We start from the raw sequence: 18548 nt of genomic DNA, 5'->3' as shown, positions 1-18548 counted from the left end.
CCGTCACTGTGGGCCCCTTTGGACAGATCGTTCCGCGCCGTGCGGGACTACCCGCGCCGGGCGCCGCTGACCCTCGCCTATGTCTGCCTGCTCCTGGTCAGCCACGCCTGGGTCGGCCACGGACTCTCCGCCGATCGGGCGGCCGACGTGCTGGGCCACCTCAGCACCAACCTGGACAACCTCCACGACCATCCGTTGTCCGCGCTGCTCGGCAGCGTGCTGTTCTTCGACGGCACGCTCACGGACGTCACCTCGGTCGAGTTCGTGGGTACCTTGATCACCCTGGGCCTCGGTGTCTGCTGCTTCCTCGCCTGGACGGAGCGCCGGTGGGGGAAGCGGCGCGCCGCCGCCGTGTTCCTCGGCGGGCATGTCGTGGCCACCCTGCTCACCGCTGTCGTCATCACCGTTGCGCTGCGGCACGGCTGGTATCCGACGGCCGTGCGGCACGCCCTGGACTACGGGGTCAGCTACGGCGCCCAGACCGTGCTGGCGCTCGGCACGCTCGCCCTGCCGCGCCGGGGCCGCCTCCCTTGGACCGTCTTCGTCCTCGCGTGGCCCCTCGGCGGCGTCGAGTGGAACGGGCCGCTGCCGGACTTCATCACGATCGGCCATCTCACGGCGGCGGCCCTTGGCTTCGGGCTGCTGGGCGTCCCGGCCTTCAGGCGCCACCGGGTCCGCGCCACCGGCCCGTCCTCGGCCGCGAGCGACTCCGAGCCGCACCGAGAGCCCGCTGCGGAACCGACGTCACCGGCAGCCGGAACGGAGACACCTTCATCGGTCTGATCGGACAGCGGGTGGCCGTGGCCGCACGGGCAATGCCCGCAGGCGCGCAGGGCCGGCGACGAGCCGAAAGTATTGCGTTTCCGCCAAGACCAAGATCGACTACGTTGCGATGCCATGAGTGGTGTGAGACAGACTGAGGACATCGCGGTATTCGAAGGAGCCTGGGACAGCTCATGGCCAGGCTGCCCACCCGTCGCGAACCTGGTTCGCCGCCGATACGCGGAGCGGTGGGTTCGGTTCCACAGCCTCCCGGGGGCCAAACGGTACGCCACCTCACCGGCCGAACACGCGGAGATCCTGCGCCGCCACCGTGCGCTCCTGGCGGCACTGCTCGATGACCGCCCGTCAGCGGACCGAACGCTGAAGGCGATCACCTGCGCCTGGTCCGCGACCCCGTCACCGACACCGCGGGATGCGGCGGTCACCGCCGCCGTCCCCGAGGCCGTGCACTGGCGAAGTGACGACCTCGCGACGGAGCCCGGCTTCCACTCATGGCAGCACCACTACGTCTCCCGCACGCATCTGGACGATCCCGCGCTCGACCAGCTCCTGTTGTGCGTGGCCGATGACGTGACGGACGGCGTCATCCTGACCGACGCGACCTGCGCATGGATCTTCCATCCCTACGACGGCGGTGCGGACGTCTTCGCCGGCAGCGTCGAAGCGCGCGACCGACTCGCGGCCGCGCATGCCGATTGGCTGCCGCCAACCCCGTCGGGGAAGTGATCAGGCAGGCACTCGGCAACCCGGGGGCGCTGTCCAGGCGCCGCGTCCGCTCCTGCGCGTCCGGACCGGCCGGTGTCAGCGGCCCCGGATACGTTGGCCGGGTGAACGGATCGAATGCGTCGGCAGGCCCCGGCGTACCGGCCCGCCCGGATGCGCCGGGTGCGGTTGGGTGACCCGGTCGGGGGGAGCCCCTGCCCCCCTGTCGGGGGCCGGGGCACGGTTCACCGACCCGAAGTAGCCCGTCTCCAGCAGGACTCGGCCACCGGGCAGGGGTCTCTCCCGCCGTCGCGCACGGCCCGACCGAGCGTGTGCTCGGCTGGACAGGCCGTTGCGCACGGCGGCTGGTCCGTGCGGGTGAGGGGGATCGTTGCCGCCTTCCCCGCCCCTCGGCGGACACCACCTGTCAGGCGCCCCGCGCGCCCCCGTGCTCGCCTGCGCATGGTGCCGGTGCCGGCCGGACCGGGCACCGGCACCGGAGGGCGCCGGGTCAGGGGCGGCCGGCGACGAACCAGCGGGCCGGGAGTTCCACCGGGGAGCCGTCGAGGCGGGTCTCGCTCATGGCGAGGGCGGTCGCGCCCTCGTCGAGGACGGTGAGGCCGGCCGCGCGCAGCAGGGCGGCGACTTCTCCCTCGGCGACTTCGCCGGGGCGCAGGTCGTGTTCCTTGACGCGGCGCAGTTTGGGGGAGGGGCCGCCGGGCTGCGCCGCGATGGCGGCGATGACTTCCTTGGCCTCGCCGGTCGGTTCCAGGACGAGGGCGCGACCGTGCGCGCCGACTAGCCGGGCGACTGCGGCGGCCACCGCGGGGCGGTCCTCGGGGTCGCTCTGGTGCAGGACGGCCCGCATGTAGACGTTCGTATCGCCGAGGCGCTCGTGCAGGGCGCCGGCCTGGACCGGGTCGGCGAGGTTGAGCTGTTCGTACGCGGCGGCGCCGTCGGGGTCGGCGCGGCGGGCGTGGGCGACGGCGGCGGCTGAGAGGTCGACGCCGACGGCGCGGGCGAAGCGGGTGGCGAGGAAGCGGGTCTGGGTGCCGTTGCCGCACCCGAGGTCGGCGACCGGGAGGGAGTGATCGGCGTACGGGGCGAGGTGGTCGAGGTCGCGCCGCGCCGTCAGGGCCGGGTCCGCGTCCCAGAAGGCTTCGCCCGGCTCGCCGGAGCTCTGCTCCCAGAAGCCGTCCCAAGCGGTGCGGTAGCGGTCGGACACGGTCATGAGGTCTCCCTGCGGTGTGCGGTGTGCGGTGTGCGGCGGTGTGCGGCGGGGTGGCGGGTGGGGCGTTGGGGTCCGCCGTGCCTGGTGGTTACCCAGCGGGCGCCCGACCTAGCCCCGGGGACAGGGGCTGGTCGAGGCACTGGAACCTGTGGTCCGGGCGGCGCCCGTACTCATGCCGTCGATCAGGCGCAGTGGCACCCGGAGGAGCAACCCACGGTCCGCACCCGCGGATCGGCGGCCTGGTGGCCGCCGCCGAGGCCGTGGTCCATCAAGCGGTGGCCCATCTCGGTGGGCCCGCGGACGGAAGCGGACAAGGCCAGTTGCGTCCAGGCGTAGGGCCTTCCACCCCACCTGACCAGCGGAGAGAGTAGTTCTTGTCCGCAGGGAGAACCGCCCGGCGGGCGAGGAACCGGGCGGCGCGCGCCATCGTGGGGCGCAGGCCGGCTCAGGACACGCCAAGGACACCAACCGCACGTCAGGAAAGGGCACACGATCATGTCTCGCATCCGTCTCGCCCACGCCGCCGCCCCGGCCGCCTCGACAGCGCCCGTCGGGGCCCCTGTCATCGCCGCCGAGGACAACACGCGCTGGTCTTGAACAAACCACGGCACCCCCGATCCGGTGCCACGGCAGGACGCCGGCCCCGCACACCGTGCGACCCCGCGCGCCTTCCCGTATGACCTCCGCGCCCAGCGGCGCGCCACGACCCGCCTGACCGGCGGGGCGGTCCGACCCGGCTCCACTGGGCCGGCCCTGACACACCACCAGGTCCACACCGCCCCACGGCCCCACCGTCCGACCGCTGTTCCTGCAGGGCAGCCGTCCACGCGGGCCGACCCACCGCACGCCCCTGCCCGGACCACCACCGGCATGCGGCCTGCCGCCCCTGACCTTCCCGTCGCAGACTCCCAAGGAACCCCGCCATGCCCAAGCGCACCCTTCCCTTCGCCACGCTTGCCGCGGCTGCCGCCGTCGTCGCCTCCGTGGTCTGCCTTCCGACCGCACAGGCCGCCGGCCGGCCCGACTTCCAGCTTCCCGCCCCGTGCGGCGAGACCTGGGCCGCCAGCACGTACTCGAAGCACCAACCGGCCTACTCGGTGGACCTGAACTACTACCCGGAGGACACCGGTCGTCCGGTCGTGGCGAGCGCGGCGGGCACCGTGACCGTCGCGGACTCGGCCGGAGGCTGGGCGGGCAACCATGTCCGCATCGACCACGGCGGTGGCTGGACCACCCACTACGCCCACCTGTCCAGCACGGCGGTGACCCCCGGTGCCACCGTCGCAGCGGGCCAGATGATCGGCCGGGTCGGCAACACCGGGAACTCCACGGGCCCGCACCTGCACTTCGAGCAGACGCTGAACGGCGTCGGGCAACCCGCGGTCTTCGACGGGACGGCGTACTCCTATTCCGACCGCAACATCACCAGCAACAACTGCGGTTCCCCCGAGCCCGCTTCGCCCGCCCCCGTCTCGTCGGTCGGCGACCTGACCGGCGACGGCAAGCCCGACCTGCTGGCCCGTGCGAGCACCGGGGCCAAGACCCTGTGGCTCTACCCGGGGCTGGGCAACGGCAAGTTCGGCGACCGGATCGACAACGGCGGATGGGGCTCCATCAACCAGCTGTCCGGCGTGGGTGACATCACCGGCGACGGCCGATCCGACGTCCTCGCCGTGGAGAAGTCCTCCGGCAGGTTGTGGGTCTACCCCGGGCAGACCGACGGCCACCTGGGCGCCCGTATCGACAACGGGGTCGGCTGGAACAGCATGCGCATCTCCGGTGCGCAGGACCTGAACGGCGACGGCAAGGGCGACCTCCTGGCGATGGAGACCGAGACCGGGAACCTGTACCTCTATCCGGGCCTGTCCAACGGCCACTTCGGTGAGCGCGTCCAGATCGGAACCAACTGGGACTCGATGAGCGTGGCCGTCGGCGCGGGCGACCTGACCGGTGACGGGCGCAACGACGTCGTGGCGGTCGAGGAGGAATCCGGGAAGCTCCTGGTCTATCCGGGCCTGGGCGACGGGAAGCTCGGAGCGCGCATCGAGGCGGGCACCGGCTGGGACACGATGTCCAGCGTCAGCGGGTCCGGCGACTACACGGGCGACGGCAAGAACGACATCGTGGCCCGCCAGAACGACGGAAAGCTCTACGTCTACCCGGGCCTCGGAGCCGGCAAGTTCGGCGCCCGCATCGACAACGGCGCCGGCTGGAACTTCGACAACTGACTCCCGACTCGCCCCCGGTCCGCGACCGGGGGCGAGCCCTCTTCCACCGGCGACTGGCAGAACCGAGCCCCTTCCGATCCGCACCGTGGCTCTTCGGGTGCGGCCTGATCGCGTCCTTGTGGGGGCGGCCGGGGGACAGGAGGATCCCTTCCGACCGGACAGGCGCGACGGAGAGGGGCAGTGATGGGGTTGTGGGGGGTTCTCGGGAGGGCCGGGCTCGTGGTGGCCCTGGCCGGGGCCGGGTTGGCCGCGGGCGGGGCGGCCGAAGCGGGCTCCGTGGCTCCGCAGTTGGCGGTGAAGCGGACCAGTGGGCTGCTCGACGGGGACATAGCTCAGTTCTCGGTCAAGGGCGGCCCGCCCAAGGCGTACGTGTGGGTCGAGGTGTGCGCCCCGGACACGGTGGCGGGGGCCTGTGACGAGGACACCGGGCGGCAGTTCCGCGTGCTGCCGGACGGCTCCTTGCCGCTGTCGCCGAAGAAGCTCTACGCACAACTCGCCACCGGTGCGGGCACCTTCGACTGCCGTACCGCCACCGCGGCGCACCCGTGCCGGCTGGCCCTGACGGACAACACCGGCGCGGTCCTCGACACCGTCCCGCTGCGCTTCCAGCCGCGCGGTGCGTTGGAAGCGGCTCCCACCGTCCGGGTGGATCCGTCCGAGGAACTGGTGGACGGCCAGTCCGTACACATCACCGGGCGCGGTTACGAGCCTCAGTACCACCCGGTGGTCCTGGAGTGCGCCGCGGGCTCCACGGAGGCCACCGGCTGCCGCTCCCGGAGCCGCCCGCCCGCCACCACCGACAAGGGGTGGTTGGACGAGACGGTCGAGCTGTCGGCGACCTTCACCACCGGCGACGGGCGCGCGGTCGACTGCCGCGTCGCGCCGGGCTGCGAGGTGGTCGTGCTCGGGACTCGGGTCCGCGGACCGCGCTCGGTGTCCCACCCCCTCCACTTCGCTCCGGCGGGCGCCAAGGCCGCCGGCTGACGGTACCCGGCGACGGCCCGGTCACCGCGAGCACCGGCTTGCGGGGGCCGGGCCGTCGTGCTTCGTGTCCGGGGCGACGCGCCGATTTCTTAGCATCACAGGCCAACTATTCGCCCGGCCGCCATCTTCGCGACTACAAAGGATCGGACCGATCCGAACCCTGCGATGGGATGATGTCGAAGGCGGTGGCTGCGCATGCGTGAATACAGCAGGATCGAACCGATCGCCGTGAGATTACTGCAAGGAAGGTTGTTTTACGGAGGCTTCTCCTGATGGGGGCGGCCATGCTGAAGCCGGTGTCCTTTTCCCCCGCGCACGCATCAGTGGACGACTACCAGCAGCTGACGTCGACCATCCGGTCGAGAGCAGAGGACGCCCAGGGCTTCTTCGGCGGGGACTCTCGGCAGCCGGGGGAAATGGCCTACCTGCCCCTGCAAGTCCAGGTGCGGGATCTGTCCATCGAGCTCTACATCGAGCTTCGCCTCCAGGACGCGGGAATGCGCATCGTCGGATTCCGCAACGCGTGCGAGAGCGGACAGGCCCCGTCAGAAGCGTGCGTCCGCCACGTGCAGGACTCCATCGCGCCACCGGGGATCCGTCGAACCGAAGTCCTGCCGTTCGGCGGAAGCCGCTCCGACCTGGAATCGGCCGCAGCCGTGCGGCGTTTGGGGATCTTCCTGGGGCGCCGGCCTCTGGGCATCGCGGTTACCTGGCTGCACCGCAACCGCGATCCGAAGTGCACCGCACACGGAATGCTCGTGCTCTCGGAAATGATCTGCGAGGCCGCCCGATATCCCGCCCTGGCCGATGTGATGTCGCGCATCTGGATGACCGGCGGTCGACTGTCGACTGCGGCAGCCGCCTGAAATCGCATACCCGGGCACCCCGGCACCCGGGGATCCACGGACCAGGACCGAATGTGATATCCAATCGCACCGGTCATCGAAATGGCATCACTGACGGAAGGCGGCCTTGATACGGAACTGACGACTCGTTGAGGCAGCGGCCGCCCCCAGGGATGAGGTGGGCGGCCGCTCGCCGTTTCCAGGGGGAGGACTATCCCGACCTCGACGGACGCGGGGGCGTTTGTACTCCCATGTGACCGGTCGATGTCGCTCCTCGATCGGGCGATGTGTCGGGCCTGGGCGTCTCGAATTCGGCCGTGCGGCGTTACACGACTGGAGCTTGATCAAAGTCTCGGCATCCGGTCGGGGCGCGACCAGCGTGCGACCGGGGTGCCGGTGGCCGGCAAGGGAGCTTGAATGTCAGACCTCATCGAGACGCACGGCGGCCGCGCGAGACTTGCCGCGCGCTGCCGAGGCGTATGCGGGGCGCCCGTGTTTTCGGTGGCCGTCATCTCGGTGATTCTCCTCAACGCCGTACTGCTGGGTGTCGAGACCTATAGCGGACTCTCGCTCGCGTACGCCGTCCCCCTGCATGCGGCCGAGCGGTTCTGCGTCGTGGCCTTCAGCGTGGAGATGCTGATCCGCCTCGGCGCGCACGCCGACCGGCCGAAAGCTTTTTTCCGCGATCCGTGGAACGTGTTCGACCTGCTGGTGGTCTCTTCGGCCTTCATCCCGCTCCTGAGGGAGAACGCCACCCTGCTACGACTGCTGCGCCTCGCGCGTGTCCTGCGTACCGCGCGGTTCATGCCGCAGCTGCGGGTCCTGCTCGTCGCCGTCGGCCGATCCCTGCCCGGAACGGTCAGTTTCCTGTTCGTCGGCGCCCTGATCCTCTACGTGTACGCGGTGATCGGCTGGATCTCCTTCGCCGACCACGACCCGGCGCACTACGGCTCCCTCGGCCGGGCCGGACTGACCCTGTTCCTGCTGATGACGCTGGAAGGGTTGGGCGACGCCGTCCATGCCGGACTCGCGGTCTCCCCGTTCAGCATCATCTACTACGCCTCCTACGTGCTCCTTGCCTCCTTCGTCCTGGTCAACGTACTGATCGGCGTCGTCCTCAACGCTCTGGAGGAGGCGCGCGAAATGGAGGAGGAAGCGAATCGGGCCGAGCGGGCCGCCCCGGACCCCCGGCCGTCCGCCCCGGACCCGGTGCGGCTTGCGACGCAGGACGCTGACGACCTCCTCCTGCGGATCGCGGCGGTTCGCAGCGCCCTCGACGACATGGAGGCCCGGCTCGTCCCCGCAAGCGCGGCGCCGCCCGTCACGACCGAGCCGACGCCGGCCGGGGTGGTGTCGGCGGGCGCGAGGTAGGCGGACGACGATGCCCGGCGGCAGCCGCAGTGGTGATCCACGGGTGGGCGCGCCCGGCGGATCAGCGGGCGGCACCACTGCGGCCTAAAATGAGCCCGAAGGACAAATGAGGCATGTCCGGCGGCTTCGAGGTGCCCCCCGCGGGCCGCTCGGCTGGCCCAGGAGGCGTGATGACCCGTGACGTAGCAGCGCAGTACGCGGACACCGACCCGGAGGACGTACTCAACAAGCTCGGAAGCTCATGGCGCTGGGGCCTCGGCCTCGGCCTCGTGACCCTGATCCCAGGCATCCTGATCCTCGTATGGCCCGACGAGACGCTGCACATCCTGGCCGTGATCATCGGCCTGCAACTCCTGGTGGCGGGCGGCTTCGGCTTCGTCAGGGCCTTCTCGCACAGCAGCGACCGCGGCGGCAGCAGGCTGGCGGGCGTGCTCATCGCCGTGCTCGCGTTCCTGGCCGGTGTGCTGGTGCTGCGCCACCCCATGCAGACGATCGGCGCGCTGTCCCTGATCGTCGGAGTCTTCTGGTTGCTGACCGGAGTGCTCACGGCGTACGTCTCGATCGCCGACCGCGCACTCGTGCACCGAGGCCTGCACTTCGGTCTGGGCGTCCTCGGCGCCGTCGCCGGAATCATCGTGCTCTGCTTCCCGGTCGACTCCGCCGTCGCCCTGACGCGACTGTTGGGACTGTGGCTCGTCCTGCTCGGCGTATTCGAAGTGGTGATGGCCTTCGCGCTGCGCTCCGCCACCCGCCGGGTCACCCCCACGCCGCCCCCGGGGTGAACGCGGCCGGCGCGCGGCCTCGACGTGTTGGTGAGCTACGAGCCCTAGAAGGCCGAGTGGGTGAACCAGTGGGCGAGCAGGCTCGTGTCGCCGAGCAGCTGGAAGGCGTCGCTCCGGTGGTCCAGGCGTCCGTAGAGGAGCAGGAGGAGGTCGGCGGCGGTTCCTCGGACAGTGGCGTCCGCCGCGTGCGGCTCGGTGTGGTCGGCCACCAGGGCGAAGCCGTCGGGGCGCAGTTCGACCAGCCAGTCGCGGTCCGCGTTCGCGTCCGCGTTCGCGTCCGTGCAGCTGAAGCGAATGGTCCGGTCAGGAGCGCGCAGCTGGGCGGTCAGCGGTGCGAACGAGGCGGCATGCGGAAGGTTGGTGAGGAACTCGTCGATGCCGTCGACCGCCAGTGCGCGGTCGATCTGAGGGGACAGCCCGAGTGCGAGTTGGGCGTCGACCCGGTGGACGAGGGTCTCGAAGAGCATGCGCCGGACCCAGAACCGGGCGTGCTGGTCGACTCCCCAGGCCCACATCGGCGCGTCCAGGTCGGTGGCGGCGAACACCTCTGCGGCCTCCGCCGCGCTCATGGCCAGCCAGTCCGGGAGGGCGTCGGGGTGCTCCGGCAGGCGCAGGTCCACGGCACGGCTGGTCGGCGGGTGCTGGATGCGCTGGCGAAGCAGCTCGGTGAACCAGCGGTGCACGCTGCCGACGTGCCGCGTGAGGTCCGCGAGAGACCAGCCGGGGCAGGTCGGCACCGGGGTGGAGAGATCGGCTGCCGTGACCGTGGCGACGAATTCGGCCGTCTCGGCTGCGACGGCCGCTCCGTGCTGGGCGGGGTTCATTGCATGTGCCCTTCCTCCGATGATGCCGTCTCGGGCCGCACGGATACTTCATGGAGTAGATGGTTTATGTCATCAAGCATTCGAAGTTAATTCGCACGCGCCGAGGATGTCAACTCGCCGGCGTCGGAGTGGACCCTCCCGGCACGGGTCTCAGCCGTCCGCCGGGGTCTTCTTGGTCGGGAGCAGGAAGACGAGTACGGCCGCCAGTACCGCGATGGCGCAGGTGGTCAGCGACGACATCGCGAAGGCGTGGCCCGCGGCCTCGGCCCTCCCGTCGGCTTCGGGGCGGAAGGAGTTGAAGAAGACCGCTCCGATCACGGCGACGCCCAGCGCGCCACCGATCTGCTGCGCGGTCGACAGCACCCCGGACGCCATGCCCACCGTCTCGGGGGCGATCCGGCTCAGGACCGTGTTCAGCAGGGGCGTGATCAGCAGTCCGCCGCCGACGCTCTGGAACATCAGGGTGGGGATGATCAGCAGGGGTGTCAGCCGCGGCCCGCAGAGCAGGACGACCGCGGTGGCCAGGTAGCCGGCCGCGAGCACCACCGCACCGACCTCCAGGACGCGCCGGCCGTACTTCGGCACCAGCCGGCCCGCGGCCTTGCTGAAGACGAAGAAGGTCACCGCGGCCGGGGTGTACACCAGCCCCGCGCCGAGCGCCGACATTCCGAGTCCCTCCTGCATGGAGATGGACAGGGCCAGGTAGTAGGAGGTCAGCAGCGCGTACACGGCCAATACCAGGACGATGCCGAGCGAGAACGAACGCTGCGAGAACAGGCTCAGCCTCATCAGCGGGTCCCCGCCGCGCCGGTCGATCCCGCGTTCCAGCGCGACGAACAGCGCGAAGGCGGCGAGGCTCGCGGCGAAGCAGGCCCAGGTCCACCAGGGCCAGCCCGCCTCGCGCCCCTGGATGAGCGGGAACGTGAGCAGCAGGAGGGCGGCGCTCAGGGCGAGTACGCCCGGCACGTCGAGCTTGCGGGTGCCCGTCGCCCGCGACTCCGGTACGCACCTCGCCGCGCAGACGATCGTCACGATGCCGATCGGGACGTTGACCCAGAACACCGACCGCCAGCCGGTGCCGAACAGGTCGGCGCCGATCAGCAGGCCGCCGACGAGCTGTCCGCCCATGGTCGCCAGGCCGATCACGATGCCCAGGGTGCCGAACACCCGGTGCCGCGCGTTCCCGGGGACGACGAGGGTGATGACGGCGAAGACCTGGGGCACCATCAGGGCCGCGCCCAGGCCCTGGACGATGCGGGCCCCGATGAGGGTGCCCGGGTTCTGGGCCAGGGCGCAGGCCAGTGAGGCCAGGGTGAAGACGGCGGTGCCGGTGATGAAGACCCGCTTGCGGCCGTACAGGTCCGCGAGGCGTCCGCCGGTGATCATGAACACGGCGTAACTCAGCTGGTAGCCCGCGAGGATCCACTGCAACTGGCCGACGGAAGCGCCCAGGTCGGCCTGGATCGCAGCGCCCGCGACCACCACGATGAACGAGTCGAGGATGGCCATGAACATGCCCACCATCACGACCGACACGGCGGGCCACGGCACCGCGGGAGCGGCTTCCGGCCCCGCCGCGACGGTTTCTGCATTGGCATTCGTCACGAACGCGTCCCCTTCTCGTCTTTCCGCTCCGTGCTGGACATGACGGCCCGGCGCGCAGCGCGAAGAACTCCGTGCGGGGCCGCACTTCGAGATGAGTGTACGCACGACCGTATGTTTACTTCAACGGTCCGCGGGGGCGAACCCAAAGGGCCATCCGGTTCAAGTCGGCGGTGCCCGTCGAGGGCGACCGTCCTTGGTGCCTGGGCGGCCGTCCACGTTACGTCGAGGTGACTGATGCCTGCCGCAGGCCGGCGCCCTAGCGTCAGTGACGTCACCAGGCGCCGAACACCAAGCACAAGCACCGGGCGCCGAACAACGAAAGCAGGACGTGTGCGCAAGCTCACCTACTACGTCGGCACCACCCTCGACGGATTCATCGCGGGCCCCGACGGTCAGTTCGACTTCTTCCCCTTCGAGGGCGATCTCGCCGCCGCGCTGCTGGCGGAATATCCCGAGACGATCCCCGCCCACGGCCGGGGACCGCTGGGCCTCGACGGGGTCGCCAACAAGCGTTTCGACACGGTGCTGATGGGCCGTGTCACCTACGAGCCCGGTCTCGCGGCCGGGGTCACCAGCCCCTACCCCCACCTGAAGCAGTACGTCTTCTCCCGCACCCTGGCCCGGCTCGACCCTGCCGTGGAGGTCGTCGCCACCGACCCGGTGGCGTTCGTCCGCGACCTCAAGACGCAGGACGGGGAGGGCATCTGGCTGTGCGGCGGGGCCAATCTGGCCGGGCAACTGCTGGAGGAGATAGACGAGTTGATCATCAAGCGCTACCCCGTCGTCATCGGCTCCGGCATACCGCTCTTCGACGCACCGTTCCGTCCGGGCAGCTTCAAGCTGACCGACTCCCGCGTCTTCAACACCGGCGCCGCCATCACCACCTACGCGAAGGAGACGAGCATCCCGATACTGCTCCGCCCCACGACCGGGGCCGACCTCGACCGTGTCACCGCCGTGACGGTCGACGAACCCGTCGGCTGGATCCCCGCCGACCGGTACCTGGAGGAACTGAAGGAGGGCATGTACCGCCCCGAGTGGACCTGGATCGCCGAGCAGGACGGCCGGGTGGTGGCCCGGGCACTGTGGTGGGGCCGGGCCACCAGCGAGCACCCGGTCGCGCTGGACTGCCTGTACGTCGACCCCTCGGTCGCCGACCGCGCCGCTCTCGGGGCCAGGCTGATCAGCGCGGGCCTGCGGGCCTTCGCCGAGCAGGGCGCGGCCGAGCCCCCGCTCTACAACCTGACCCTGCCGAACGGCTGGCGCGAGGACCCCGCGGCGGTCGCGGCCGCCGACTGGCGGCGGGACGCCGCGCTGGGAGCCGGACTGACCGACGTGGTCGAGCGGCTGCGCCTGGAATGGACACCCGAGGCCGGGCTCCCCGCATCCCGTGGGCGCCTCGTCTTCACCGAGGGCACGGACGAGGAGTTCCTGGACGTCTTCCGGCGGATCGCCGTGGGCAGCCTGGACGGGGAGACCCGCCGGAACCTGGTGGTGATGGGCGCGGAAGCCACCGCCCGCGAGGAAGTGGACTTCTACCTCAGCTGCCCGGGGGAGCGGTCGTGGTGGCGCCTTGCCCGTACCCCCGACGGGAAGGTCGCCGGGCTGGCCCTGCCCTCGGCGACGCCGTACGCCCGCAACGTCGGCTACCTGGGCGTCGTCCCCGAACTGCGCGGACAGGGATACGTCGACGACGTGCTCGCCGAGATCACCCGGGTGCAGGTGGAGGCGGGGGCCGAGCTGATCACCGCCACCACCGACACCGACAACGCGCCGATGGCCGCGGCGTTCGCCCGGGCCGGCTACCGGACCGCCCAGACCCGGCTGATCTGGTCGGCGCCGGAGCCGGGTCCCGCTTCGTGAAGCCGGCCGCTTCACGAGGCCGGCGGCTTCATGAAGCCGCCCGCCTCACGAGGCCAGCAGGTCGGCGAGCTCGGTGCGGGAGCTGACGCCCAGTTTCGGGAAGGCGCGGTAGAGGTGGTGCCCGACCGTGCGCGGGCTCAGGAACAGCTGGGCGCCGATCTCCCGGTTGCTGGCACCGGCCGCCGCCAGCCGAACCACCTCGCGCTCCTGCGGGCTCAGCAGACCGATCGGCCCGTCCTCGCGAACGGTCAGCCCGGTCTCCCCACCCGCGGCGCCGAGTTCCGTCCGGGCCCGGTCGGCCCAGGGCCGCGCACCCAGCCGTTCGAAACCGTCGAGAGCATCGTGCAACTGGTCCCGGGCGTCGATCTGGCGGCGCATGCGACGCAGCCACTCCCCGTACAACAGCGCCGTACGGGCCCGGTCGTAGTCGCTGCCGCCCTCGTGCAGGGTCAGCGCGGCGATGAAGTGCTCCTCGGCCTCACCGTCCGGGCCGGTCAGCGCCAGGCAGCGGCGTGCCGACGCGGCGAGGGCGTCCTGTCCCAGCGCGGTCGCCCACTCCCCGAGCGCCCGCGCCGTCTGCGACGCCCGCTCCGGGCGGCCGGCCCGTACCGCGGCCTCGACCACATCCGGCAGCAGGGGCAGGCGGAGCAGCGGGTGGCCCACCTCCTCACCCGCCGCCTCCAACCGCTCCAGAGCCGACTCCGCCCTTCCCAGGCCGAGTTCGAGCACGCCCCGTGCCCACAGGGCGTCCGCCGTGCCCCGGCCCACCCCGCGCGGCCGGGTGTACTCCAACGCTTCGCCGGTGAGCGTACGGACCCGGTCCTCCTCGCCCCGGACGGCGGCCGGCATCGCCAGAGCGGCACGCAGATGGGCGGCCCGGTGAGCCAGGTCGTAGTACTCGGCCAACTGGAGCGCCTCGGCGGCCCGTACCGACGCCTCCTCGTGGTGGCCCAGAGACAGCTCCGTCTGGACCAGCAGATGCAGCGCGGTGGGCAGCCAGCCGCTGACGCCCTGGTCGCGGCAGTGCGCGACGACTGCGGCAGCGGCCTCCCGGGCCGCCGAGTGATCGCCCGTCAACTGCAAGTAGATCCCGGTCATCAGACGATCCATCACACCATCGGCCGGGACGTCCACGAGTGCGCGCAGCGCCTCCAGCCCGCCGGGCACGTCACCACCTAACAGTCCGGCCGGTACGGCCAGCACCGGCAGGGCGGGGGAGCGGAGCGCGATCTCCTCGACCAGCGCGGCGTCCCCGGCGCAGAACGCCGCGTGGACCGCATCGGTCAGCAGCGAGGCCGTCATGTCCGGTCGCTCGACGCCCGTCAGGTCCGCGCTGTCGACCAGGATCCGAGCCGCCGCCCGCGGCCGGCGGTACCCCAGCTCGACCACGGCCCGGGCGCGCGCGAAGCTCGCCGCGACGCCCGCGTCCTCCAGCGGCAGCGGCACCTGGTCGGCCAGCGCGCCGCACCGCTCGTCCTGTCCGGCATCCGCGGCCCGCTGCGCCGCCGACACCAGCCGCCGCGCCCGCGACCGCGGATCCGCCGTGAGCCGGGCGGCACGCTCGTACGCGGCGGACGCCGACGCCATCGCCTGCCGGCTGTCCGCCCACTCGGCGACGCGTTCCAGTTCCTCGGCGACCGTCTCGTCCGGTCCCGTCGAGGCGGCGGCCAGGTGCCAGGCCCGCCGGTGCGCCTGGCCGGCCTCACCCAGCGCCCCGGCCAGCGCCCGGTGCGCGGCGATCCGCCGGACGAGCGGGGCGCCCTGGTACGCGGCGTACCGCACCAGCGGGTGCCGGAACCGCAGGGCCTCGCCGGAGAGCAGGACGAACCCGGCGCGCTCGGCCGGCTCCAGGTCCTCGACCGCCGCGCCGAGCCGCCCCGCCGCGCGCAGCACCACGGCGAGGTCGCCCGTGTCGTCGGCGGCGGCCACCAGCAGCACCACCTGGGCGGCCTCGGGGAGCCGGCGGATCTGTTCCAGGAAGCCGTCCTGGAGCCGGCTCGGCAGCCCGGCGGCCGCGTCGGGCAGTACGGACGGCCCGAGCCGCCCGGCGCGCTGGGCCGGGGTGAGCGCGGCCGACAGTTCGATCAGGGCCAGCGGATTGCCGCGGGCCTCCTCGATGACGCGGTCCACGACGTACGGCGGCAGGCCCGCCACCAACTCGGCCGCATCCCCCCGCTCCAGCCCCTCGACCAGCAGCCGGGGCAGCCCCTTCACGGTGGCACCGGGCGCCCCGTCGCGGACCGCGAAGAGCATCACCACGCCCTCGGCCCGGAGCCGGCGCGCGGCGAAGGCCAGCATGTCCACCGACGGCTGGTCGAGCCACTGGGCATCGTCGACCAGGCACAGCAGCGGGCCTTCGGCCGCGGCCTCCGACAGGAGCGTGAGGACCGCGAGCCCGACGCTGAAGCGATCGCGCAGGCCTTCACCGCTCAGGCCGAACGCCGACCGCAACGCGGCCGCCTGGGGCTGCGGCAACGCGTCGACCAGGTCCATCACCGGAAGGAAGAGCTGGTGCAGCCCGCCGAAGGCCATCTCCATCTCGGACTCGATGCCCTCGACCCGCAACACCCGCGCACCGTGCGCCTGCCCCGCGGCATGGTCGAGCAGCGCGGTCTTCCCGATCCCGGCCTCACCGTGCACCAGCAGGACGCCACTCGCCCCCCGGCGGGCATCCGCGAGCAACTGCTCGATCCGCTCCCGCTCCGCGTACCGCCCCCGCACGACCTACCCCCGACTCCCGTGTACGGACCACCCCGCCCGGACCCGACGGGACCGCGCGACAGCTCCCGGAGACTATCCCGATGATCACCGGCCCACCGGCACCAGGGCTGGTGGTGCCGGCCGCCATGCGGGGGTCCGCCGGGGTTGGGCGTCCTCCGCGATCCACCGCAGCTCCTGGTGTAATAATCGCTGCACGAGTTCACCTGTTACCAACGAGGGAGAAGTCTTGCCTTTCGCGCACACGGCCGAGGCCGTACACGCATGGGTTCACGGTTGGTCCGCTTCGCGCGGTGCAGCCGAACCCGCGCCCTCCGCCTGGGGGTTCACCATCGACGTGGGCCTGTCCGGACACGTCATGCGCCACGTCCTGCACTCTGCGGACGCGGCGACCGTCCACAAGATCACCGAGCACACCACCGCGCCCGGCGTCTGGCTGAAGGCCTTCGTTCCACCGGAAACCCTCGAACCCTGGCTCGCCCCCGGCTGGCACCTCGCAGGCGGAGCCGGCTACCTGATGTCCGCCCCCCTGCCCGTCGCCCCCACCCGCGCCCCGGGCCCCGTCCCCGAGGGCTACCAGATGGACACCTGGACGCGTGACGGCGTCACCCGCGCCCTGGTGCGCACCACCGACGGCGCTTTCGCCGCCCGCGGCCAGATCGCCGTCACCGGCCACAGCGCCGTCGTCGACCAGGTGGAGACCGACCAGGCCCACCAGCGCCGCGGCCTGGGACGCCTGGTGATGCACGGGCTCACCGAGGCTGCCGCAGCGCAGGGGGCCACGGCAGGCGTACTGGGCGCGACACCAGAGGGCCGCGCCCTGTACGAGACGACAGGATGGCGCGTACTGGCCCCGCTGACCAGCGCCCTGCGGGGCCCGGACGCACATTGATCACGGCCCGCGGCGTGGTGGCGAGGCGCGGCCCGAAGCCGTCTACGAACGAATCCCGTTCTCGCGTACCCGGCCGGCGCGGCGAAAGGCCCGGGGCTCGGGGCGGCCGCACCCTTCAGGCTTCAGGCGGCCGTAGTGCGGCCCGCCGCCGCCTCGATGACCTCGTCCAGCACCTCGCGGGAGCGCATCAGATCGCCGATCATCCGGTCGATCCGCCCCCGCTCCGCGGCCAGTTCGGCCACCAGCGCCGGGGTGGCGCGCACCGACGGGCCGCCGTCCTCGTCCCGCATGCAGGGCAGGATCTGCGCGATCTTCGCACTGTTGAGGCCGGCCGCGTAGAGCTCCTGGATCCGGATGACCCGGTCGACCGCCCGCTCGGAGAAGTCCCGGTGGCCGCCGGGCGTCCGGTCCGACGCGAGCAGGCCCTGCTGCTCGTAGTAGCGAAGCGAACGCTCACCGACCCCGGTGCGCGCCGCCAGTTCACCGATCCGCATGTCCCACCCCAGCTCTTGAACCTGGCACCTCTTGAACCTGACACCGGTGTCAACTTCTACGGTACCGGCATGACGCAGACACAGCACGCTCCCGCCGCTTCCCGCCTCTTCGAATCCGCCCGCCTCGGCAGCCTGGACCTGCCCAACCGCCTGGTGATGGCCCCGCTGACGCGCAACCGCGCCGGGGCCGACGGCGTCCCCGGCGAACTCATGGCCACGTACTACGCACAGCGCGCCTCGGCCGGCCTGATCATCGCCGAAGCCAGCACCCCGAACGCCGTCGGGCAGAGCTACCCCCACATCCCCGGCATCCACACACCGGCGCAGATCGCCGGCTGGCGCCGGGTCACCGAGGCCGTACGGGCCGCCGGCGGCGGGGGGATGTTCCTCCAGCTCCAGCACGGCGGCCGGGTCGGCCACCCCGAAACCAGCGGGCAGGTGCCGCTCGCCCCGTCCGCGGTCAGGTTCCCCGAGCGGCTGCACACCCCCGGCGGCCTCCGGGACGGCGTCGTACCGCGCGCGATGACCGTCGAGGACATACGGTCCACGGTGGCCGACTTCGCGAGCGCCGCCAGGGGCGCCGTCGAGGCGGGGTTCGCCGGAGTGGAGGTGCACTCCGCCAACGGCCACCTGCTGCACCAGTTCCTGGCCCGCAACACCAACCGCCGCACCGACGAGTGGGGCGGCTCCGTCGAGAACCGCATCCGGTTCTCCGTCGAGGTGGTCCGCGCCGTCGCAGAAGCCATCGGCCCGGAGCGGGTCGGCGTACGCATCTCACCCGGACGGGACGTCAACGGGATCGAGGAGGGCGACACCGAGGAGATCTACCCGGCGCTGGTCAAGGCCCTGGCAGCCCTGGCGCCGGTCTACCTGCACCAGGTACACGCCGACCCCGACCAGCCCGCCTACGCGCAGATCCGCCGGAACTGGCCCGGCACCCTCATCGCCAACCCGGCCCTCTCCCGCGAGGAGGTCGCGACCGACGGCGGCAAGCGGCGGGGCGAGCGCCTGCTGTCCGAGGGCGCCGATCTCGTGGCGCTCGGCCGGGGCTTCCTCGCCAACCCCGACTTCGTGGAGCGGCTGCGTACGGGCGCGCCGCTGGGCGAGGTCCGTCCGGAGTTCCTGATGCACGTACACGGCGCGGAGGGCTACACCGACTACCCCGCCCTCGGCGCCCACGAACGCCACACGGGCCGCCTGAGCGACTGATCCGCGGCACGGGGCGG

The 18548-nt window shown here is 71.9% G+C and carries 15 protein-coding genes; 10 read left to right on the top strand and 5 right to left on the bottom strand.

The features are described 5' to 3' along the window. Positions 1–18: 18 nt before the first annotated feature. Together EES41_RS02300 and EES41_RS02295 are read left to right on the top strand one after the other, a co-directional pair. The gene (locus EES41_RS02300) at positions 19–783 is read left to right on the top strand and encodes a rhomboid-like protein (protein WP_216827233.1); all 765 of its coding nucleotides are present in this window, start codon (positions 19–21) and stop codon (positions 781–783) included. A 123-nt stretch (positions 784–906) separates the two neighbouring features. After that, positions 907–1509: a hypothetical protein gene (locus EES41_RS02295; protein ID WP_123075196.1), complete on the top strand. Its 603-nt coding sequence runs from the start codon at positions 907–909 to the stop codon at positions 1507–1509. 487 nt (positions 1510–1996) lie between these two features. Here EES41_RS02295 and EES41_RS02290 read toward each other — a convergent pair whose 3' ends face one another. Further along, positions 1997–2716 (bottom strand): methyltransferase domain-containing protein, encoded by a 720-nt coding sequence (locus tag EES41_RS02290; protein ID WP_123075194.1) that lies wholly within the window; start codon positions 2714–2716, stop codon positions 1997–1999. A gap of 923 nt (positions 2717–3639) precedes the next feature. Here EES41_RS02290 and EES41_RS02285 point away from each other — a divergent pair. The 5 genes from EES41_RS02285 to EES41_RS02265 all read left to right on the top strand — a co-directional run bounded on the left by EES41_RS02285 (position 3640) and on the right by EES41_RS02265 (position 8926). After that, positions 3640–4944 carry a VCBS repeat domain-containing M23 family metallopeptidase gene (locus tag EES41_RS02285; protein ID WP_123075192.1) on the top strand — a complete coding sequence of 435 codons (1305 nt, stop codon included), beginning with the start codon at positions 3640–3642 and terminating at the stop codon, positions 4942–4944. Positions 4945–5163: 219 nt separating this feature from the next. After that, positions 5164–5928, top strand: a complete 765-nt coding sequence (locus EES41_RS02280) for a neocarzinostatin apoprotein domain-containing protein (protein ID WP_216827232.1) — start codon at positions 5164–5166, stop codon at positions 5926–5928. 284 nt (positions 5929–6212) lie between these two features. Next, a complete protein-coding gene (locus EES41_RS02275) occupies positions 6213–6794 on the top strand; it encodes a ribosome-inactivating family protein (RefSeq protein ID WP_254211267.1) in 582 nt (193 codons plus the stop codon). Positions 6795–7190: 396 nt separating this feature from the next. Then, positions 7191–8144, top strand: a complete 954-nt coding sequence (locus EES41_RS02270; protein ID WP_123075186.1) for an ion transporter — start codon at positions 7191–7193, stop codon at positions 8142–8144. 170 nt (positions 8145–8314) lie between these two features. After that, positions 8315–8926: an HdeD family acid-resistance protein gene (locus EES41_RS02265; RefSeq protein ID WP_123075184.1), complete on the top strand. Its 612-nt coding sequence runs from the start codon at positions 8315–8317 to the stop codon at positions 8924–8926. Between the two features lie 44 nt (positions 8927–8970). On the opposite strand, the gene EES41_RS02260 is transcribed toward EES41_RS02265, so the two are convergent. Both EES41_RS02260 and EES41_RS02255 read right to left on the bottom strand, forming a co-directional pair. Beyond that, positions 8971–9750, bottom strand: a complete 780-nt coding sequence (locus tag EES41_RS02260; protein WP_123075182.1) for a maleylpyruvate isomerase family mycothiol-dependent enzyme — start codon at positions 9748–9750, stop codon at positions 8971–8973. 150 nt (positions 9751–9900) lie between these two features. Next, on the bottom strand, positions 9901–11355 hold the full coding sequence (locus tag EES41_RS02255; RefSeq protein ID WP_123075180.1) for an MFS transporter: 1455 nt from the start codon (positions 11353–11355) through the stop codon (positions 9901–9903). A gap of 330 nt (positions 11356–11685) precedes the next feature. Here EES41_RS02255 and EES41_RS44105 point away from each other — a divergent pair, with 330 nt between their 5' ends. Further along, positions 11686–13218: a dihydrofolate reductase family protein gene (locus tag EES41_RS44105; protein WP_367995760.1), complete on the top strand. Its 1533-nt coding sequence runs from the start codon at positions 11686–11688 to the stop codon at positions 13216–13218. Positions 13219–13263: 45 nt separating this feature from the next. Here EES41_RS44105 and EES41_RS02240 read toward each other — a convergent pair whose 3' ends face one another. Then, a complete protein-coding gene (locus tag EES41_RS02240; RefSeq protein WP_123075178.1) occupies positions 13264–15939 on the bottom strand; it encodes an AAA family ATPase in 2676 nt (891 codons plus the stop codon). Positions 15940–16165: 226 nt separating this feature from the next. On the opposite strand from EES41_RS02240, the gene EES41_RS02235 reads away from it, so the two are divergent. Next, on the top strand, positions 16166–16828 hold the full coding sequence (locus EES41_RS02235) for a GNAT family N-acetyltransferase (protein WP_123075176.1): 663 nt from the start codon (positions 16166–16168) through the stop codon (positions 16826–16828). A 122-nt stretch (positions 16829–16950) separates the two neighbouring features. Here the strand turns inward: EES41_RS02235 and EES41_RS02230 are convergent, their stop codons facing one another. Beyond that, positions 16951–17322 (bottom strand): MerR family transcriptional regulator, encoded by a 372-nt coding sequence (locus EES41_RS02230; RefSeq protein WP_123075174.1) that lies wholly within the window; start codon positions 17320–17322, stop codon positions 16951–16953. Between the two features lie 69 nt (positions 17323–17391). On the opposite strand from EES41_RS02230, the gene EES41_RS02225 reads away from it, so the two are divergent. Continuing rightward, a complete protein-coding gene (locus EES41_RS02225) occupies positions 17392–18531 on the top strand; it encodes an alkene reductase (protein ID WP_123075172.1) in 1140 nt (379 codons plus the stop codon). Positions 18532–18548 lie beyond the last annotated feature (17 nt).

The organism is Streptomyces sp. ADI95-16 (assembly GCF_003721495.1).
Taxonomy (GTDB): Bacteria; Actinomycetota; Actinomycetes; order Streptomycetales; family Streptomycetaceae; genus Streptomyces; species Streptomyces goshikiensis.
Note: the sequence above shows the minus strand (reverse complement) of the source record. Positions and strands in the feature narration are given on the sequence as shown.